Annotated in this window: 17 protein-coding genes, 2 tRNA genes and 1 other RNA gene; 4 read left to right on the top strand and 16 right to left on the bottom strand. The window is 27.4% G+C overall.

Annotated elements, in window-relative coordinates; all coding sequences use genetic code 4:
* The 8 genes from T390_RS04075 to T390_RS0102140 all read right to left on the bottom strand — a co-directional run.
* On the bottom strand, positions 1–190 hold a 190-nt coding region (locus T390_RS04075; protein WP_156930745.1), incomplete at its 3' end, for a hypothetical protein.
* A gap of 145 nt (positions 191–335) precedes the next feature.
* Positions 336–412: transfer RNA gene (locus T390_RS0102165), tRNA-Ile, on the bottom strand.
* A gap of 58 nt (positions 413–470) precedes the next feature.
* Positions 471–878, bottom strand: coding sequence for a 30S ribosomal protein S9 (rpsI, locus tag T390_RS0102160; protein ID WP_027334871.1), 408 nt, complete (start codon positions 876–878; stop codon positions 471–473).
* A 1-nt stretch (position 879) separates the two neighbouring features.
* Entirely contained in the window at positions 880–1314 is a 435-nt protein-coding gene (gene rplM, locus T390_RS0102155) for a 50S ribosomal protein L13 (protein ID WP_027334870.1), read from the bottom strand.
* 184 nt (positions 1315–1498) lie between these two features.
* An RNA gene (gene rnpB / locus T390_RS04030) (RNase P RNA component class B) lies at positions 1499–1771 on the bottom strand.
* Positions 1772–1797: 26 nt separating this feature from the next.
* A complete protein-coding gene (holA, locus tag T390_RS0102150) occupies positions 1798–2757 on the bottom strand; it encodes a DNA polymerase III subunit delta (protein ID WP_027334869.1) in 960 nt (319 codons plus the stop codon).
* A 38-nt stretch (positions 2758–2795) separates the two neighbouring features.
* Positions 2796–3632 (bottom strand): DNA-binding protein WhiA, encoded by an 837-nt coding sequence (whiA, locus tag T390_RS0102145; protein WP_027334868.1) that lies wholly within the window; start codon positions 3630–3632, stop codon positions 2796–2798.
* 79 nt (positions 3633–3711) lie between these two features.
* Positions 3712–4899: a phosphopentomutase gene (locus T390_RS0102140; RefSeq protein ID WP_027334867.1), complete on the bottom strand. Its 1188-nt coding sequence runs from the start codon at positions 4897–4899 to the stop codon at positions 3712–3714.
* A gap of 259 nt (positions 4900–5158) precedes the next feature.
* Here T390_RS0102140 and T390_RS0102135 point away from each other — a divergent pair, with 259 nt between their 5' ends.
* From T390_RS0102135 to T390_RS0102125, 3 genes are all read left to right on the top strand, one after another.
* Complete coding sequence (locus T390_RS0102135; RefSeq protein ID WP_027334866.1) at positions 5159–6952, top strand: ABC transporter ATP-binding protein; 1794 nt, start codon at positions 5159–5161, stop codon at positions 6950–6952.
* The gene (locus T390_RS0102130; protein ID WP_027334865.1) at positions 6952–8784 is read left to right on the top strand and encodes an ABC transporter ATP-binding protein; all 1833 of its coding nucleotides are present in this window, start codon (positions 6952–6954) and stop codon (positions 8782–8784) included. Before T390_RS0102135 ends, T390_RS0102130 begins: the two co-directional genes overlap by 1 nt.
* A gap of 167 nt (positions 8785–8951) precedes the next feature.
* The gene (locus T390_RS0102125) at positions 8952–10286 is read left to right on the top strand and encodes a DUF2130 domain-containing protein (protein ID WP_027334864.1); all 1335 of its coding nucleotides are present in this window, start codon (positions 8952–8954) and stop codon (positions 10284–10286) included.
* Between the two features lie 85 nt (positions 10287–10371).
* Here the strand turns inward: T390_RS0102125 and T390_RS0102120 are convergent.
* From T390_RS0102120 to asnS, 8 genes are all read right to left on the bottom strand, one after another.
* Positions 10372–10456 (bottom strand) — tRNA-Leu (locus T390_RS0102120).
* Between the two features lie 54 nt (positions 10457–10510).
* Positions 10511–11464, bottom strand: a complete 954-nt coding sequence (locus T390_RS0102115) for an MAG3090 family protein (RefSeq protein ID WP_027334863.1) — start codon at positions 11462–11464, stop codon at positions 10511–10513.
* Between the two features lie 89 nt (positions 11465–11553).
* Positions 11554–12432 (bottom strand): DegV family protein, encoded by an 879-nt coding sequence (locus T390_RS0102110; RefSeq protein ID WP_027334862.1) that lies wholly within the window; start codon positions 12430–12432, stop codon positions 11554–11556.
* Between the two features lie 39 nt (positions 12433–12471).
* On the bottom strand, positions 12472–14136 hold the full coding sequence (locus T390_RS0102105; RefSeq protein WP_027334861.1) for an MHO_4530 family protein: 1665 nt from the start codon (positions 14134–14136) through the stop codon (positions 12472–12474).
* 8 nt (positions 14137–14144) lie between these two features.
* The gene (locus T390_RS0102100; RefSeq protein ID WP_027334860.1) at positions 14145–16352 is read right to left on the bottom strand and encodes an ATP-dependent helicase; all 2208 of its coding nucleotides are present in this window, start codon (positions 16350–16352) and stop codon (positions 14145–14147) included.
* A gap of 16 nt (positions 16353–16368) precedes the next feature.
* Entirely contained in the window at positions 16369–17034 is a 666-nt protein-coding gene (locus tag T390_RS0102095) for a hypothetical protein (RefSeq protein WP_027334859.1), read from the bottom strand.
* A complete protein-coding gene (locus tag T390_RS0102090) occupies positions 17034–18038 on the bottom strand; it encodes a glycosyltransferase (protein ID WP_027334858.1) in 1005 nt (334 codons plus the stop codon). The genes T390_RS0102095 and T390_RS0102090 overlap by 1 nt, the downstream gene beginning before the upstream one ends.
* Before the next feature lie 12 nt (positions 18039–18050).
* A complete protein-coding gene (gene asnS, locus T390_RS0102085; protein ID WP_027334857.1) occupies positions 18051–19409 on the bottom strand; it encodes an asparagine--tRNA ligase in 1359 nt (452 codons plus the stop codon).
* A 230-nt stretch (positions 19410–19639) separates the two neighbouring features.
* Between asnS and T390_RS0102080 the strand changes: the two genes are divergently transcribed.
* On the top strand, positions 19640–20368 hold the full coding sequence (locus tag T390_RS0102080) for a PQ-loop repeat-containing protein (RefSeq protein WP_027334856.1): 729 nt from the start codon (positions 19640–19642) through the stop codon (positions 20366–20368).
* Positions 20369–20442 lie beyond the last annotated feature (74 nt).

Below are 20442 nucleotides of genomic sequence, written 5' to 3'. Positions count from 1 at the left end.
TTATAGAAATATGATTAAAATGAACCTTTAATCTGTTCCTATAAAATATTTGATTTGCGTATTCTAAGTCTTTTTCAGAATCATTAATGTAAACGTGAATGTGTTTAGATCTATATTTTATTTGGCTATTGTATGAGTGTTTTACTGTTGTTTCGATACAGTAAACATTGTTTAAACTTTTAAATTTCATTATAATTATATTGCCCTTTCTATTTGGTTTTTATATTTATATTTTAGGGCAAAAATTATAAAAGTGGGGTTCAATTTTGGAACCTCACTTTTATAATGAATAAATAAAAAATCCCTCTAACGAGGGACTGGTATCTATCGATAAATGGTGCGAACGAATGGACTTGAACCATCGACCTCACGATTATCAGTCGTGTGCTCTAACCAGCTGAGCTACGCTCGCATATAATCGCCTATACTATTATAACAAGGCGATTTAAAAAACCAAATATTTTTTCAAATTAACGTTTTGAGAATTGACGAGCACGACGAGCTTTGTTCAAACCAGGTTTTTTACGTTCAACAACACGTGCATCACGAGTTAACATACCTGCTGGTTTAAGTTTTGCTCTGTAGTCTGCGTTAGCTAATAATAATGCACGAGCAATACCTAAACGAATTGCGCCTGCTTGACCGCTTAAACCACCACCTCTAACGTTAACTGTAATGTCGAATTGACCTTTTGTTTCAGTTAATGTTAATGGTTGTTCAGCGTCTTGAATGTATAAATCAGATAATAAGTAAGCTTTAGCTTCTCTATGATTAATTACAAATTTACCTTTACCAGGTCTTAAAATAACTCTAGCTGTAGATGATTTACGACGACCTAATCCACGGTATTCAACTGTTGTATTTTTCTTTGTAGCCATATTATCTTACCTCTAAACTTTCTGGTTTTTGTGCAGTAAATTTGTGTTCTGGACCAGCAACAACGAATAAGTTTCTACGTTGTTTGTTTCCTAATTTTGTATGTGGAAGCATACCAAAAACAGCTTTTTCTACTAATGCAGTAGGTTTTTTAGCTCTTAATTTTGCAGCTGTAATTTGTTTAAGTCCACCTGGGTAACCTGAGTGGTGGTAGTAGATTTTATCTTCTTCTTTATTTGCAGTTAAAATTGCTTTTTCAGCGTTGATAACAATAACATTATCACCCATATCTGCATTTGGTGTAAATGTTGGTTTTGTTTTACCTCTTAAAACAGAAGCAACAAAAGCAGCTAAACGGCCTAAAACTTGACCTTCAGCATCAACAACATATCACTTTTTATTAGCTTTATCACGATTAACGATTGTAGTTTGTCTCATGTTGTGTTCTCCTTTTTGTTAATTTGAAATTAAGGTGTATAAATACTTATTTATTATATAGTAAAAAGAATTTTCTAATAATAAATAATGCACTAATTTGACTAACACTTTTAAAAATATTAGTAAATTAATATTATCATATTATTTAAAAAACAATAAAAAACATCCGCAATAGCGGACGTGCATCTATAAGCCACGTTTTGTACCTAAAAATAGGTGCTAACAATTTATCTAATCTATTTTAGATTCTCTCGTTCGGTTCATTTCCCGTTCAAAAGTTCCCCTACCAAAATTTGGGTTTCTAACTCATGGAGTTTACCGCGTTTCACAATTCTCGTCTCTGTGGCACTAGTCGTCTAAGCCTAGGTTTATTGGACCTAGCATGAACACTACAATCATCGCAGATTGTGTTAGCGTGGACTTTCCTCTACTTAAAAAGCAGCTGTTAGCCAATGCATAATTATTTTAATACTTTCATATTAATTAATAAAAGAATTTAATCAAAAACCTTTCAAAGCCGTGCTTATCATCAATTTTACCTTCCTTGATACCTTTATCTAAAGAAGCTAAGGATAAAATCATTTTTTTGACTCTTAAAATCCCTAACTTATTTAGCAGAAATGAAATTTTTTTAACTCTATATGGATTTATATTTAGATCCTTAGCTAAATCGTCAATACTTTTGTTACATTGTTTATAAGAATAAATTTGGTTAGCTAAAATTAAAGCTTGGCTTAATTGGCCTATCAATAAGGATATTTCGGAATTTTCAATTATTTTATCTTTATATTTTTTTCATATTAAACTTAGATTTGCCGTTTCAAAAGAATTTATAAAACCAAAAGCATCATCTGAAATGGTTTCTTCAACACTTACATCAACCATTTTAGCTGTAATATTTTTATTCTCTTTTGAGAGTTTAAATAGTTCTTTTTCAGCTAAAAATAAATTATTGTTAACTTTTAAAAGTAGTAATCTTAGAGCATCATCATAAATATTACAATTATATTTTTTGGACATATTTCTTACTATTTTTTCAAGTTCATTTTGTTTTATTAATTCTGCATAAATAACCTTTAAATTAGGCATTTTAGCAAAAAAATCATCTGTAAATTTATTTTTAGATATTTTGACTTTTGACTCTATTTTACTGTTAATAAAGACAAACTCATCAATATTATTTGATAGTAAAGAATTAATAAGTTCGTTAGCTACACTTAAATCAGTCTTTGCTACTGATTTCTCAAAAAAAGGTAAATTTTCAATAATATAAAGTTTTTTAGAATCAAACAACGTGTGACTTTGAATTGATGAAATAAAATTATTTATGTCTTTAGATTCAGAAAAATCATATAATGAAACATTTAAAGAAGAATTCGCATCCTTAATTTTATTAATTTCATACTCTATAGTATATTTTTCAGGTCCATAAATAAAATACATATCTTTATTATATTAATAAAAAAATATTAAGTATTAAATTACTTAATATTAGAATGTTTTTTTACTATCTCAGACAGCTTATTTAGCCAATGATAGAGACCACTTTTTGAAATTGGTTTTAAGTGAGAATTATTATAAATATCTACAAGTGAATTTAAGCTACTTTCGGGGTTATCTAACAGAATATTGAATGCATCTATTTGTTGATTTTTAAATAACGATGTTAAATTATTACTAAAAACAAAATTAATATTTTTTATATGAGATTGGTTAGCATTAACAGACTTTTGAATATTTGAAAAATCTATGTTATTTAAACGATTAATATTGTTATTAAAGTCTCTGTTTATAGTATTTTCCATAAAAATGAATAATGAATTTGAAGCCATTATGGCTTTTAAAAAGTCACATATCTTTTCATACTTTTTGATATAAATTAAAAACCTGTTTTGATGCTGTATTTTATTAAATTCAAAGTCATATTCATTAAGTTTATTCATAATTATGTCAATGAAATTTTTGTAATTCGAGGAAAGTTGTAAATGATATGAACTTTTATCTAGATTATTGATTGAACCAGAGCCAGAAAAAACACCTTGATAGAATGCAGAAGGGTTAGTAAATTTTTCAGTTAAATCAAAATCAGAAAGATTAAACACTATTTGCATGTTGACGATCAAAAGTTTAATACCAAGCTTAATTAAATACTTGACAATTAAGTTTTTAGTCCCTTGATCATTAATTCTTAATTTAATTTTTCCACCTTCAATATAGGCTTTGGCATAAATAAAACCTCTTAGAAATTCTATAATTTCTTCATTGGAAGTTTTCTTTTTTTGGAAAATTTCGTTTTTAATTTCCTGTGTGAAATTCATATTACCTCATTTAGTAATATTATTTTATATTATTAAGTCTCATAATAAAAAATAAAAGGAGATAGCTCCTTTTAAATAATTAAACTAATTTATCAAAAATGTCATCACCCGTAAGTTCAACGATAGGAACTCCGAAGTTTCTTGCGACGATATTACCTGAAGTACCTAAACCTCTAACATCTGCAAGTGTTCTTGGTTCTTTGAACATTTTTGAGAATACTGTTAATGGTAACATTTCACGTGTGTGGTTGAAACCTGGATATGCAGGATCATTACCGTGGTCGCTTGTCATAATTAGCAGGTCATCTTCTCTCATAGCTTGAATTAATTTACCTAATTTTTGATCTAATGTTGCTATATTTGAAGCGTATCCGTCAACATTTCTACGGTGTCCGTAGTGTGAGTCAAATTGAACAAGGTTTGTGAAAATAAATTTATTTTCTGATTGTTCCATTGCGAGCTCAATTGTTTTATCCATACCGTCAGCATCACCATCTGAATGAATAGCTTTTGAAATACCTTGACCAACAAAGATATCGTTAATTTTACCAATACCAATAACTTCAATACCAGCTTCTTGAAGTTTATTTAAAATCATAGGTTCTGGTTTATTTGCGTAGTCATGTCTATTGAATGTTCTTGTATATTTACCGTTTTCACCAACAAATGGTCTAACAATAATACGGCCAACGTTTCATTCTGGTTTTGATGAACAAATTCTTCTAGCTTCTTTACCGTATTTGTAAAGGTTTTCTAATCCGATTCATTCTTCGTGTGCTGCAATTTGAAGAACTGAGTCATTTGATGTATAAACAATAATTGAACCATTTTGTTTTTGGTCCTCAGCATATTCATCAATAATTTCTGTACCCGATCCAGCTTTGTTACATACAATTTTTCTTCCATCGAATGCTTTTTCTAATTCAGCGATTAAGTCTGATGGGAAGCCATTTTCAGCAAATGTAGGGAATGGAACTTCAGTTTTGATACCCATCATTTCTCAGTGGCCAGCTAATGTATCTTTAGCATTTGAAACTTCTTGTACTCTTGCTGTATAACCTTTTTGGTCTTTTACGTGGTAATTACCATCTAATTGAGCTATATTACCAATGCCTAATTTTTTTCATGTATCGATGAAGAACATTGGACTTAATGACGCTGAATAAATTGTGTTTGCACCAGCATCACCAAATCTTTTTTGATCTTTATCAGGGCCTATACCAAGCCCATCTGTAACGATCATGAAAATTCTTTTAAATTTAGCCATAATTCTCCTTATAGTCATAAATAATATTTATATAAACATTTTACAACAATATAAAAAAATAATGTTTTAATACAAATAAAAAATTATAAGGTTTATATCTGTAATTACATTAAATAAATTATAGGCAAATCATTTAACGTTAAACAATAAAAACGCTGTAAAACAGAAGTTTATGTCTAAAATAACGATTTATTATCGCAATAATAAACATAAAAAATAATTATATAATTAAATGATATTAATTCAGGAAGGAGGTTTTATGTGAAAAATGTTATCTTTGCTTCCAAGAAAAATTAAGCTGATGGGGATTTTTGCAATTATTTTGAGCATTATTCAACCTTTTCTTAGTATGACTATACCAACAATTTCTAAACAATTAGTTTCGTTCTTAGCATCAAATAATAGTGATTCGATTGAAGTTTACTTTATAAATCCCGAATGAAGAATTGGTGTCTATAACCCGAATCAGGCACTTGGAGTAATTATTGGTATAACTTTTAGTGTTGCAGTTTTATTAGTTTTAGTAGCTTATTTTTCGGGTTTACTAACTGTTTATACTAAAATATACGGAATTTATCACATTAGAAAAATTTTATTCAATCATCTTTTAACTCTATCTAGAAAAAATATTGATAGAATAACAGTTTCAACATTAATCACCAGATTTTCAAATGATATAAATAAAATTGGAGATGGTTTTTTTATTTTATGTCGTGGAATGTTTATATCTCCTTTCTTCGTAATTTGAGGCTTAGCATTCGCTTTAATAACTAATTTATGACTTTCAATAAGTGTTGCTGTAATCATTCCATTTATTGTTTTGGCGGCTGTTTTTGCAATTTATAAATTATTTCCACTATATAGAAAAGAAAACAGAATGCTCGATTTAGTTAACCAAGTTTCAAAAGAAGACATTAATGCCATTTCATTAATTAAATCTTATAACTTAGAAAACCGCCAATTTGAACGTTTTAGAATAACAAGTTCAAACTTAACAAATACTTCTAAAAAAGCAGCAAAAAACGATTCAATTGCTTGACCACTAATTGATTTAATTGTATTAATTGGAAATATTATTCTATTTTGTATAGTTGCAATTTTAATTAATTATTTTAATAACAATGCAAAAATTAGACTTTTAGTAGCTGATATCTATCAATTTACATCATATATGTCAATGATTTCAATGGGAATTTATACTACTTTATTTACTTTAAATAAGCTATTTAGGTCAAATATTTCTGCCAAAAGAGTTAATGAAATCTTAAACATTAAAACCGATATTCCAGTAGTTGAATCTAAAAATAAAATTACAAACGGAAGTATCTCAATTAGAAATCTTTCATTTGGTTATAATGAAGGGCAAGAAATACTTAAAAATATATCGTTCGAAATACCAAAAGGTCAATCAATAGGTATTATCGGTAAAACAGGATGTGGTAAAAGTACTTTGATAAGACTAATTACAAAAGAATACAAGATTGAAAATCCCGATAGTAAAATATTAATAGATAACATCGATATTAATGATATTGACACTGAAAACTTATACTCTAATATGACAACAGTTTTCCAAAAACCAATTATTTTAAGTGGCACTATTAAATCAAATATTACCTTTGGGCTTTCAAAATACTCAATTCATGATATAGATGAAGCAATTAAATTATCTTGTTCAAATTTCATTTACAACTATGAAGATAAACTAGACCATATTATTTCTCAAAGAGGAACAAATCTATCAGGTGGTCAAAAACAAAGATTAGCAATTGCTCAAGCTATTATTAAAAAACCAAAAATATTAATTTTTGATGATGCTCTGAGTGCTTTAGATAATAAAACAGATAAATCAATTAGAGAAAACCTTAAAAAATACTGCCAAGATATGACGGTTGTTATAGTTTCACAAAGAATTAATTCAATCAAAGAATGCGATAAAATAGTTGTTTTAGATAATGGATCTATTTCTGAAGAAGGTTCTCACGAATATTTAGTTCAAAATAATGATATTTATAGAAGCATCTATGAAGCACAAGAAAATGGAGGTGAATAATGGCTAAACGTTTTAGCAGATTTTACCAATTTGCCTCTAAAGAAGAAAGAAAAGCATCAGCAAAGGTTTTTTTCCGTTTAATAAAAGAGTTTGCAATTTCGCCATGGGTTTGGATTCTTTCGATTATGGCCGGCGCTTTCATTGCAGCTAGTTCAACTGGAGCTTCATGATTGGTTGGTTTTATAGTTGATAAGTTCTTTAGAAGACCCGATATATTTGATTTTAATAAATTTGAATATGTTGATTACGGCATTTTTATAGGTGTTTTAGCGTTGGCTTACATCCTACAAAAAGTAATTTTAGTAGTGCAAAGATTCTTGTTAAGTAGAACAAGTTTAAATATTGGATCTAGAATTAGATTAGCGGCATACAAAAAATTGCAAGCGATGCCTTTGAGTTATTATGAAGAAAATCAAACTGGTGACTTAATGTCAACTTTAACAAATGATATTTCAAATATGACTCAAGCAATGACAGATATGATTGGCAATAGTATTACAGTTATGTTCTCGCTGATATTTATTATAGGAGTGTTAATATTTTACTCGCCTATAATTGCAATAATCGCAGTTATTGTTATCCCAATCAACTTCATACCTATTTTTATAATCATTAAAAAGAATCAAAAGTACTTCATTGATCTACAAGAAAAATTAGGTGCATTTAATGCTTACTTAGAAGAAATCATTGACGCTTTTCCTCTCGTTAATATTCATCAAAAATCATATGAGATATCAAAGGAATTTGACAAATATAATAAAAATATTCTTTCTCCAAACATAAAAAGTGCAAAGAGAATGATATTGATGTATCCTTGATTACATTTTTCAAAAGTTTTAAATCTTATTGAAATTGTGGGAATAACAATTATATTAAAGCAAAATTGATCAAACATGCCTGGCGCTTCTAATGTTACTGCTGGTTTTATTATTTCAATTTCAATGTATATTTATTCAATTAGTGATAGTTTTAATCAAATTTTGGAAATAATGAGCAGTTTACAAATGGGTATGGGTTCTGCTATAAGATTAAATAGAATTATCCAGCTTAAACCGCCAGTTGATGAAAGCACGCTAAACAATTTAAACTTAATTGAAGGTGAAATTGAATTTAAAAATGTTTGATTCGCTTATCCTAGTGATCCTGATAACTTTGTTTTAAAGGATATTTCGTTCAAAATTAAAAAAGGGCAAACTTTAGCATTAGTTGGGTATACCGGATGTGGCAAAACAACAATCGCAAAACTATTATCAAAATTATATCTCCCCACTAAAGGAGATATCACAATAGATGGTCAATCTATCTTTAATATTAAAGAATCATCGTGAAGAAATAATTTAGATCTCATTTTACAAGATACTTATATCTTGCAGGATACAATTAAAAATAATTTAAACCGTGTTAATTCAGATATTAAAGATAAAGAATTTTACGATATATGCTATAAAACAGGATTAAATGATTTTGTGAATTCAATGCCCCAAAAATATGAAACAACTTTATATAATAATGGTTCAATTCTTAGTGATGGTCAAAAACAATTACTATCAATCACAAGAAGTATGATTTCAAATCGACCTATAACTATTTTGGATGAAGCTACTAGTGATATGGATACATTAAGTGAAATTAAAATTCAAAAAGCTATTAATCTTTTATCAAACAGCAAAACATTATTGGTTATAGCACACAGATTAAGTACAATCCAAAATGCAAATGAAATTTTAGTAATTGATTCAGGTTCAATAATTGAACGTGGTGATCATAAGCAATTATTAGAGTTAAACGGCTTTTATAATAAACTTTATCACGCAGGATTTGAAGAAAATTAATTGTATTAAGCTGGTTTATCCAGCTTTTATTTTATTAAAATACATAAATAAATCTTTTTACAATCAAAAATTATTTGTCTAGTTTCACACATTAAAAATATATAATTAAAATAGTATAAAACTATTAATAAAATTTATTTTATTAAATTATGTTTTAGGAGGTTTCTATGGCAGTAGTTAAATGTCCAAAATGTGGTGAATCAATACAACTAGATAAAAGTAATTATGATGCTTTATTAAGTAATATTGAAAAAGAAGAAATAAATGCTAGAGTAAATGAACAAATAAAATTAATAGAAGAAACTTATAAAGCTAAGTTAGAAATTCAAACTAATCAAATAATAACAGAACAAGATAATAAGTTATCTAAACAAAACGAGGAAATCGCTGTTTTAAAGGCAAAATTGGAAAATAAAGATAGTGAAATAGAATCCAATGCTGAGCAAATTAAACTTAAAAATAAACAAGCCTTAATTGAAAAAGATCAGGAAATTAAATTACTTAAGGAACAATTAATAAACAAAGATAAAGATAAAATAATTGCAATTCAAGAAGTCATTCTGAAAAACGATGAAAAACTAAACGAAATAAATCAAATAAATTCACTGTTGCAAGCTAAAATAGATACAGCAAATAAAGATAAAGAAATAGCAATAAATGACCTTAAAAAATATCATGAGTATCAACTGCAAGCAAAAGATGAAGAAATAAAAAGATATAAAGATTTCAGAATCGGCGATTCAACTAAAGATTTAGGTGAATCTCTCGAAAAGTACTGTAGCGATGCATTTAACGAAGTAAGACCATATGCATATCCAAATGCATATTTTGAAAAGGATAATGACGCATCTGAAGGAAGTAAAGGAGACTTTATATTCAGGGATTATTCTACCGAAAATATTGAAATTGAAACTGTATCAATTATGTTCGAGATGAAAAATCAAAAAGATGATACTGTAAATAAAAAGAAAAATGAAGATTTCTTCAAAGAACTAGATAAAGACAGAAACCAAAAAGGCTGTGAATATGCTGTTTTGGTTTCAACATTAGAAGCTGATAGTAAGCTATATAATAATGGAATTGTCGATGTTTCGCATAGATACCCTAAAATGTTTGTAATTAGACCTCAATTCTTCTTGGCTATAATAGGACTTATTAGAACAATGGCTAATAATACATACGAATATAAAAAACAAGCGATTAAATATAGAGAAGAAAATTTAGACATATCAAACTTTGAAACAGCCGTACAAGAAGTTGTAAGTAAAATAAGCAATGATTACGAAAAAGCTAATTCAATTTACAATGAAGTAGATGATATGTGTGATGATATAATCAAAAAAGTTGAAAAATTTAGAAGTGAATTCAAAACCGCTGCGAAATGAATAAGTAGAGCGAAAAATCAACTTCCTAACTTAGAAGTTAAAAAATTAACTCGAGGCAATAAAACTATGAAAGAAAAATTCGAGGAGTTAAAAAACTTAGAAAAGAATAAAAACTAACAAGATTGTAAGACTAGTGTCTTACTTTTTTTGTTAGTTATTTTTAATTAATAAAAAAGCCAAGCATTACCTTGACTTTAATATATGGTGCCCGAGACAGGACTTGAACCTGCAAGAGTCTCCTCACTAGATCCTTAGTCTAGCGTGTTTGCCAATTTCACCACTCGGGCATATCTTGAATATTATAAATTATTTTACTCTATTCAAAATATTTTTAAAAGAAATTACATTCATGAAACTCAATTAATAATTTGGAAAACTTCTAGACAATATCAAACTAGCATTAAAATTCCAGCAAGTAATAAAATAGTAAGTAAAACAAGTGCAAAGATTTTCCCGGCTTTAGCACCTTTCCGATTAGATAATTTGTCCAGTCTTACTGTAGAAATGTCATTATCGTTATAAACATTGTATGGATCATTTTTAACAGATGAATCAGAACCATCATTATTTAAAGCAAAAAATTCAGATTCAGCTTGCATACTTTTTGTACTTTCAGCAATAGTTGTTTTATCTTGGATGTTTTCAGCACCCATAACTATAGTACTATCACATAACTTGTTTTCGACATCTTTTTTTAATTCAGCGACTTTTGGAGTTTTCACGTCAATAGTGTTAGAAAGAATGACAGATTCGCCCGTAAAAATGTTTGCTGTATTTGCAAATTGATGTGTTCTTGTAAAATCATCTTTATTTACGGAGTTTTTAATTTGAAGTTCAAAAATTTTACTTCTAGCTTCATTATTTAGATAATCATCTGCAGAAGGTTTCTTAATTGTGTCGTATTTATCTATAAAATACGTTTTTGGGTCATTTAGATACTCATAAATTAGGTCTTTATTAATGTTTTTTAATTCTTCATCAGTTTCTTTTTTTAGATGGCTTATAGGGTCAATATTAAACATTTGGCATAAAGCAAGGTAATCAATTTTTTTCTCAAAACCACTTGATGAAGCCATTAATAGTCATTCATCATCTTGGTTAATATAAGCGATTTGACCAACTAAAGTTTTCTTTTCATCATAAAGCGAAATTAAGCTTTCAATTTTATAAGTTATATATCAATTTAACGCATCGGAAATACTAACAAAACTAGCTATTGCATAAGTCATTTTAAGGTTTTTTAACACTCATGGATATGTTGCATTAGCATCACGAATAATAGCAATTTTTCTCATTTTATTCTCCTTTTAAAATTATATTAAATTTTGCATAAAGCATTGTTTCATCGGATATAAAAAAGCATTTTTTGAATGCTTGTTTATAACTATTTATAGTTTTCTAAGTTAGGCATAATACTAATAGCCGCAGCATCATAACCTGTATGAATAGCAACACCACTTGAAAGATATTTTAAGCTTGATATTTTAATATTCATTTCTTTAGCTAAATCAATAAGCATAACATTAAAAGAATCATCAATACCGTGTGCGATATCAAATGTATATTCGGAAGTTTGATTTGCTGGGTTTTTAATATGTAAATGTTCTAATAATTTATTATAAATCTGCGATGCAGCTCCTTTAGTTGTTCTAGCCATTCCACCAGTGTGAGCTTCTAGATTATAGAACTTAACATACGGTTTAAGTTTAAGCAATCTTAAAGTTTTAAGTGCAAATTTTTTAAACGAACTAACACGGCCACCATTAATAATATGGATAACATCTTGCGGTAATACAAACAATAAGCTTTTCGCCTGTATTTCTTTAAGTTTTTTTTCTAATTTAGCAAAATCGCCATTATTATTATCATAAAAATATTTAGCGAATTTAGCGACATTTAAAAGTTGCTGTGCTCCTCAAGTATTGTCTAGCACATGTATGTTTTTGAAGTTTTGGGCAATAATTTTTGAAGTACTATAAGTTGATGATAAACAACTACTGATTGGAAGATATACAACGTCATCATATTCTGTAGACATTTTAGCAAAAACTTCTTCAATTAATGCGGGATTAGGCATAGATGATTTGCAAACTTTACTACTTTTAATCTTGTTTAAAAGTTCTTTTTGTTCTAAATCAATACCATCCAAATAAATGGAACCATCTAGATTGCTACTAAAAGGAAGGTATCCATAGCCATTTTCATCCATAAAACTCTTGGGTTCGCACGCAAAAGAGTCAAAAATAAATCCAATTTTTTTCATAATTTTTTTAAGTTTCTAAGTAACTATTATCCTTATAAATTAATAAGATATGTTTAAATAATACTTAATATTTAGTTTTTCTGTAATATTTTTTTGATTAATTTTAGGCAAGTTTTCATAAATTATCAAAGCTTTTTGACTTTGTTCAATAGTATCGATTAATATTCTTAATTTTAACATCGATGCTTCATCAATTATCGTTCTATTAATAAGTTCTTCTGATACTATAAAATAATTGATTTCGTAATTTTGAATGATGTTAAATATTTTTTCATTTATTTCATCAATATATAATCCAGTTTGAATAATTTTAGAAAATGAACTTTTAGAAATATTTTTGATAATTTCTTCAATTGTGCTGTAATCAAAATTATTTTCACTCGGCTTTAATACTAAAACAGTGTTTTCTCTACGATATTTACCAAAGTTAGAAACATCAGCTATGCTAGTCCCTACAAAAACAGTATCATTGTTATTTTCGCTGCTTAAAATATAATCATTTAAAACGTGTGTATATTTATATCTATATCATCATATATTTCTAAAAAAATTCATATCAGGATTGCTGATCCCTGCAATTCTACATCTTACAACTTTCATATTTGTATTTTCATTTTCAGGGAATGTTCTGATGTTATATATTTCTTTAATAAGGTTTTTATTCTTTATTTTTTCTTTGTATTCTTTTAATTTTTCAGAAAAGTCATTAAATTCAGATATATTGACGTTATCGTCAATAAACCATGCTTTATATTTTTCTGTATCTCCGCCATTCATAGCGTTGTAAAGCAGATATTGAGCTTGTAAATTTTGAAGCTTTAATTCGTCAAAAGTTGAAGCACATTTATAACTTAATAAAGCAGTATATTTATAATATGGATTTAAAGATCAATAATTTTTATTATTGTTTCATTTAATAAGTGCTTTATTTTGCATTTTTAACAACTTGCTATAGCTATTTGCATATATGAAAAATTGTAGAATTCCATTCTTATAATAAATATTGCCTTTATATTTATTTAAATCTCAGGCATTAATAATACTAGACATATGAGTTTTATTTATACCAGCATTAAAGAAAAATTCATCTATCGCGAATACATAAGATAGGCAGAACATTTTATTGTTAAATAATAATTTTTCTTCTCCATGATTAACTAGATAAAACTTATTTTTAGATTTATATGAACTTTTTGCCTGTCATTCTAATGAACAAAAGATTTTATCGCTTCTTGTGGTTGGATTAAATCTCAATAAAACAGTTGTTTTAGTCAAATTTATATTCATTTTTGCGAAGGTTTTATAAATAGGACTTGAAGAAAATTTATCAATATTAAGATTGCAATAAATTTTTACACGATTATCATGATTTTTGGACAACAAATAATTGAGTATTAATTGTTTGCTCTTATCATCAAAGAAATTAGAGAAATCTTCAAGAGTTACAATATTATTAACATCAAAATCATATTTTGAATCATCAATATTCAAAGTATTACTAAAAGACTTATCACTAAGCCTAATAATTGTTTTTTTGTCTGTGTCAATTTTAAAAAGAATAAGCCCATTAGTATTGAAATTATTTACCAATTTAACTGATTTGAACATATATGAAAAAATAATTGAAACCAAAATAATAATACATACAAGATCTAATATTAAAAAGATAAATAGGCTTAAATTGTTGTTAATTCAACCAATCATATTACCTTCTATTTAACAGAATCTGATTGTTTTAACAATCTAACAGACATATGATTTTTTGCAAGAACTTTTATATTATTTGAAGCAAATTGGACAACAATTGTATCACCTTTAACTTCTAATATGGTGCCTTCTCCAAAAAATGTGTGGCTTATAACATCACCAGGAATCATTTTTTTGTTTCACTCTTTTATTTTCTTATCATCTATTTCAGTATCTTCAAAGACTTCTCCACTTTCTTTTTGAAGTATATAAGCATTAACATCAATCCCCATTTCTTTTAAGAATCTGCTTGGTTGCTTATCTGTTTCAGAGTTAAACAACTTTCCTCTTGAATCGCTTACAAACAATCTATTTCTAGCTCTTGTAATGGCTACATATGCAAGCCTTCTTTCTTCTTCTAATGATTCAGAATCATCGCCAGATCTATAATGCGGAAAAATTTGCTCGCTCATTCCTACAAGAAAAACATTATCAAATTCAAGACCTTTAGCTGAGTGTACAGTCATTAATGAAACATAATTTAAAGATTCATCTGATGAATCATTAGCCGATAATAATGAAACATATTCAAAATAGTCTTTAATACTTTTAGTCGTATTTTTTTCTTCTCACGATCTAATACCATCAATTAATGTTTTAATGTTTTCTTCACCTGTGCCTTTTAAAGCGACATCATCATTAATATATTCATAATAGCCAATTTCATCTAAAAATCTATCTAAAACTACATTAATAGGGTTTGAAGATAAAGCTACACTGTATTTATTTACACAGTTAAGAAATTTAACAATATTTTTCTTAACATCCATATTCACAGGTAAATCTTTAAAATGTTTTAGCAATGTTTGATATAAACTTAAGCCAAACTCATTTGAAGCTTCATAAATTTTTTGTAATGTTTGATCACCTATTCGCCTAGGAGGAACATTAATAATTCTTGCTAGTTGAAGCTCATTTTTATCGTATAGAACTCTTAAGAATGCTAATGCATCTTTAATTTCTTTTCTTTGATAAAACTTTTCACCACCGAAAATTTTATAGTTAATGTTTTCATTCATTAATTGTTCTTCAAAGTTTCTTGAATAACTATTTGAACGGTAAAAAATAGCAATGTTTTTAAGCTGTATTTTTTGTTTTTTTAATTCATTTATTTTTTGAACAACTCACCTAACTTCAGCATCAGGACTGAAAGCGTGAATAAATTCAATATCTAGCCCTTGTTCTCTATCTGTAACTAAATCCTTATTAAATCTAAAGTGATTATGTTTAATAAGGCTATTTGCAGCATTTAAAATTGATTGAGTTGAACGGTAGTTTTTGTTCAAAATGATTGTTTTACAGTCTTTAAAGTCTTTATGAAAGTCTAAAATCAAGTTGACATTGGCTCCTCTGAATCTATAGATGGTTTGATCGGGATCACCAACAATTGTAACTTGTGCATTTTTTGAAGATAATACTTTAATAATTTCATATTGAATTGATGAAGTATCTTGGAATTCATCAACTAAAATATATGAATACATTGAAGCTCATTTATTTGCAACATCGTTATTTGTTTGGAAAAGTTCATTAACTTTGGAAATGAGATCATCAAAATCAAGACTCTTCATTTCTTTCAGAGTCTTATTGTATTCATCAAAAATAAGAGCAACATGTCTTCCATTGTCTTTAAACGAAGCATCAATTTCATCTTCTAGATGATGTAAAAGTTCATCAGATGTATAATTTTTATTTTTAGCTCAAGAAATGATTCTGATTATATTTTTGAAATTGGTATCGACCGGTTCAATATTAAGTTTTTTATAAACATCTTTAAGCACATTTTTCTTATCAATGTCATCAATTATTTGAAAATCGTTTTTTAAGTTAACGTGAAATGCTTCTTGTCTTAATATTTTTGCACAAAGTGAGTGGAAAGTAGAAATTTCAGGAATATCTTTAGTGAATTTTGTATTTGTGTATTGCTTAATTCTTTCAGCCATTTCATTTGCGGCTTTATTTGTAAATGTTACGGCTAAAATTTGTGTAGGACTAATGCCTAAAATATTAATTAAATAAGCAATTTTACGAGTTAAAACTCTTGTTTTACCACTTCCAGCACCCGCAATGATACGTAAAGGGCCATCAAAATATAGCAATGCTTCTTTTTGCTCCTCATTTAGGCCATCAAGAATCATATTTTCTCGCTTTATATTTAAACTTTCATTAATCATTTTGATACCTCATTTTTTAATCCTTAATTAAATATGTTTGATTTTGAATTTTAAATGGAATAAGCACAATTTTATCTTTTAAATCTGTTTTATAGTGTTTTATGTATGTTATTCTTGAGTTGGTTCCTAAGTCAAATAAGCCTATTTTTCTTTTAGTTAAAATCATAAAGGCTAAATCAACTATTCTAAAAGCTACTAATAAACCTATAAACGATGAAACTAAACCAAAAACAATATTGAATCTTAGTGAAAAAGCTTCTTTATTGTTCGAATTTAAGAAAATAACAAAATTATTAAAGTCTTTCGGATATATTAAACATAAATAAAGACTAGCAATAAATAACCACACACCAAAAGTTAAAATGCTTCGATAAAAAATTAATTTGAATTTTGATAAATTATCCTGTTTTATCGGATTATTAAATAATACTTGCACTCTACAAATTATCATTCATAAAGTTCTACCATCTCAAAATAGTGGGATTAGTAAATATAAAATAAAGCTAAAACCAATTGAGAATGATCAGAATAAATAATAATTTATCGCACTTATTGCTTTATGTATTTTGAATGGAGATTCAATCAAAAAATAGAACGAAACATATAACAATGATGTAAAACTAATAACATCTAATAAACCATAAACACACCTTATTCAAAAAGATACGTTTTTATGTGCCATTATAATTCGCCTAAAAACGATTTACTAGTATTAATATTTGGATCTAAATTAATTAATTTTGTTTCTTCATTGTTTTTAAGCATATAAATGTTTGTCATAAAGAAACTATTATTTTGAGAATGTTCTTTAATTAAAAACTTATGTAAATCATCAGCGGATTTTTTTGAACGCATAACAGCGTAATTAGAAAAATCATCAAAAATGCTTAGATTCAATCTTTTTCTTCATGTGTTAAGCAAACCGTTTAAGAAAACTGATAAGAAATACATTTTTGCATAATTAATTTCTTCAGTTAGCTTAATGTTATTAATTTTTAAATAACTTAATATCTCATTAAATTGATTTATAAAGTTATTGGGAACTAATCAAATATTACTTTTAATAGTTTCTCTTACAATTCTTTTGTTTACGTAAACATATGTTTGAGACATAATTAAAAGCATATAAGTTAATTGAATTGCGAATTTTGTATCATTAGTTTCTTTTTGTTTATATTTCACTAATTGAGAAATTAATGTTGATTTAAAAACTTTATTAAAAATAAATGGATAAGCATATGCAACGTATTCTGGTTTTTTGTTTTTATCTAGAACTTGGTCGCACACTAACCTTGGCTCAGGTTTTCAACGAATTGAATTCACTAATCTAGGTCTAAATTCTAAAATATCAGCATTATATTTTTGAGCTTCATTTACAATTCTAGACACATAATAATATCTGCCATTATTATCAGGTGAATAAACATAAGTAAATTTGCCTTTAACTAAGTGAAAGGCTGTAATTATGTCGTTTTGGATATTACTTCTGTTTTCATTAAGGATAAATTTAAGTCTTGAACCAAAAAACTTAAGTGTCTTTTCAATGGTTGAAAACATTGATTTATTTGCATTTGATAAAACCAAAATTAATTCAAAATCTTGATTATCTTGATTAATAAAAGTATCAAAAACTTCAGCTAACTCTTTATTATTTTGAATATTTGGAACTATTACAGATAATTGCATACAACCTCCAAATTACATTTTTATATTGCCACTAGTTCTAGGGTAAGGAATTACATCTCTAATATTATCAACACCAGTTACATACATAACAAGTCTCTCAAAACCTATACCAAAACCAGCAGAACCTGCATCACCAAAACGTCTTAAATCAAGGTATCATTGTAAATCGCTTTGACTAATGCCTACTTCAAGAGCTCTACTTAATAACTTTTCGTATCTAACTTCTCTTTGACTGCCACCAATTAATTCACCGATTCCAGGAACTAATAAATCGAATGCAGCAACAGTTTGATCATCACTATTTTGATGCATATAGAAAGCTTTAAATGATTTAGGGAAATTAATAATTGCTACAGGTCCATTAACAATTTGCTCAGCAAGATACCTTTCGTGTTCAGTACCAAAATCAAGGCCAAATTTAATATCTTGATTTTCAAATTTTTCTTTAACTTTAGATAACTCAACTAAAGCGTCTCTATAGTCCATAACTGTTAATTTTGTTTTTGTAAATGATTCAAGTCTGTTTAAAAGATTATTATCTACATTATTTTGCAAGTATTCAAATTCCTTAGGATGTTTTTTAATTGTATTTTTAATAACATACTTAAGCAAATCATCCGCCAATCTGATAACATCATCTAAATCATAGAATGCAACTTCAGGTTCAACCATTCAGAATTCCGCTGCATGTTTTTTTGTGTTTGAATGTTCAGCTCTAAATGTTGGGGCAAATGTATAAACTTTTTTGAAACCCAATGCATAGCTTTCTGCGTGTAATTGACCAGTTACGCCTAAAGTAGCATTTTGAGCACCAAAAAACGGTTCTTTTTTGTCGCCATCGTTAACATAAAATAATTCACCAGCACCTTCACCATCATTACTTGTAATAATCGGAGCATTAAAATATAAAAACTCATGTTTTTGGAAATAGTTATGAATTTCTTGTGCCAGTGTAGATCTTATTAGCATCACCGCACGCAAAATGTTTGTTCTATGTCTAACGTGTGGAATTTCTCTAAGTGTTTCAAGATTAATTTCTTGTTTTTGAATTGGGAATGATGTTTCAGCATTACTTAATAATTCAAATTTTGATGCTACTAATTCTAGAGGTTGTTTTGCTTTTGGCGTTAATGCAATAACACCTTTAACTCTGACTGCTGAACCTAAGTGAATTTGGTCTAATAAATCAAAATCAAACTTTTCATCTTTTAATGTAACTTGTAAATTTTCTACAGTGGAACCATCATTTAATGATAAAAATCTAATTTTTTTATTGCCTCTGTTAGATACGACTCACGCCCTTATGTCAACATGTTTTGCTGAATAGTGTTTACTATCTTCAAAAATATTTTTTATTGAATATTCAATCATTTTAACTCCTTGAATAAATGAAAAATAAACTATTATTAATATAATAATATTTTAACATATATAAAATTTAATATTAAATATAAAAGAAAACGAAAAATCATGTTTTACCGAAAAGACCTTAAAATAGGATTATTAATAAAATCAAAAAAACGCTTATACTAATTTTTTTATGTAAAATATTTATGCATTATTTTATGCCAATAGGCTAAATTGCATACAAGGAGAAAAATATGGGTTCAATCGCAGTTGTTAACTTGATTTTTGGTGTTATAGCATCAGGGATCATGATAGCATTATGTATTCCACAATTAATTTCAATTTTTAAAACTAAAAAAGTAGGTAATGTTTCCTATGCAACATTCTTAATTTATTTCTTTGGTGGTTTTCTTTTCTCACTAATTATGATAATTAAGGCCGGTGTTGGAACTTATGCCTTCAATATTGAAAAAACACCTGATACAGATCCTATTATTAATATTTTAGGTAATGTTATCTTTACAATCTTAATGGCATTAACTATTACAACCTTTTTTGTGTTTGACAAAAAACAAAAAAATGCCTTTAAAATAGGCTTAGGTGTTATGTTATGATCATTAACATTAGTAGTAACAATATGAGCAATTATGGCTTACGCAAGCCCTAAATTTAGATTAAACTTAAGCCCAGCAAGTATAGCAATGACAGTTCTTACAATCTTAGCAACATGCTGTACTGCTTTACCTTTCTCAATTCAAATTGCAAAAACAATTAAATTGAAGAGTTCTGAAGGTTTAAGTGTAGTAATGCTATATATGGGATTATTATTAAATGCTTGTTTATTCATTTACTTATGTACATTATTACCTGTAAAATCAGCGATGTTCTGAATCGTAGTTGTATTCCAAACAATCGCAATTATTATTTACTCAATTCAAATTACACTTTACTATGTTTACAAAAAACACTGTAAAACAGCGTAATTAATAAATTTAAAGAAGCTGAGAAGCTTCTTTTTTATTCCGTAAAATCAAATATGTAAATATTTCTGTATATT

Origin of the sequence: Mycoplasmopsis felifaucium ATCC 43428 (assembly GCF_000687775.1) — a bacterium.
GTDB classification, from domain to species: domain Bacteria; phylum Bacillota_I; class Bacilli_A; order Mycoplasmatales; family Metamycoplasmataceae; genus Mycoplasmopsis; species Mycoplasmopsis felifaucium.
This window is presented reverse-complemented; position numbering and strand designations above follow the sequence as displayed.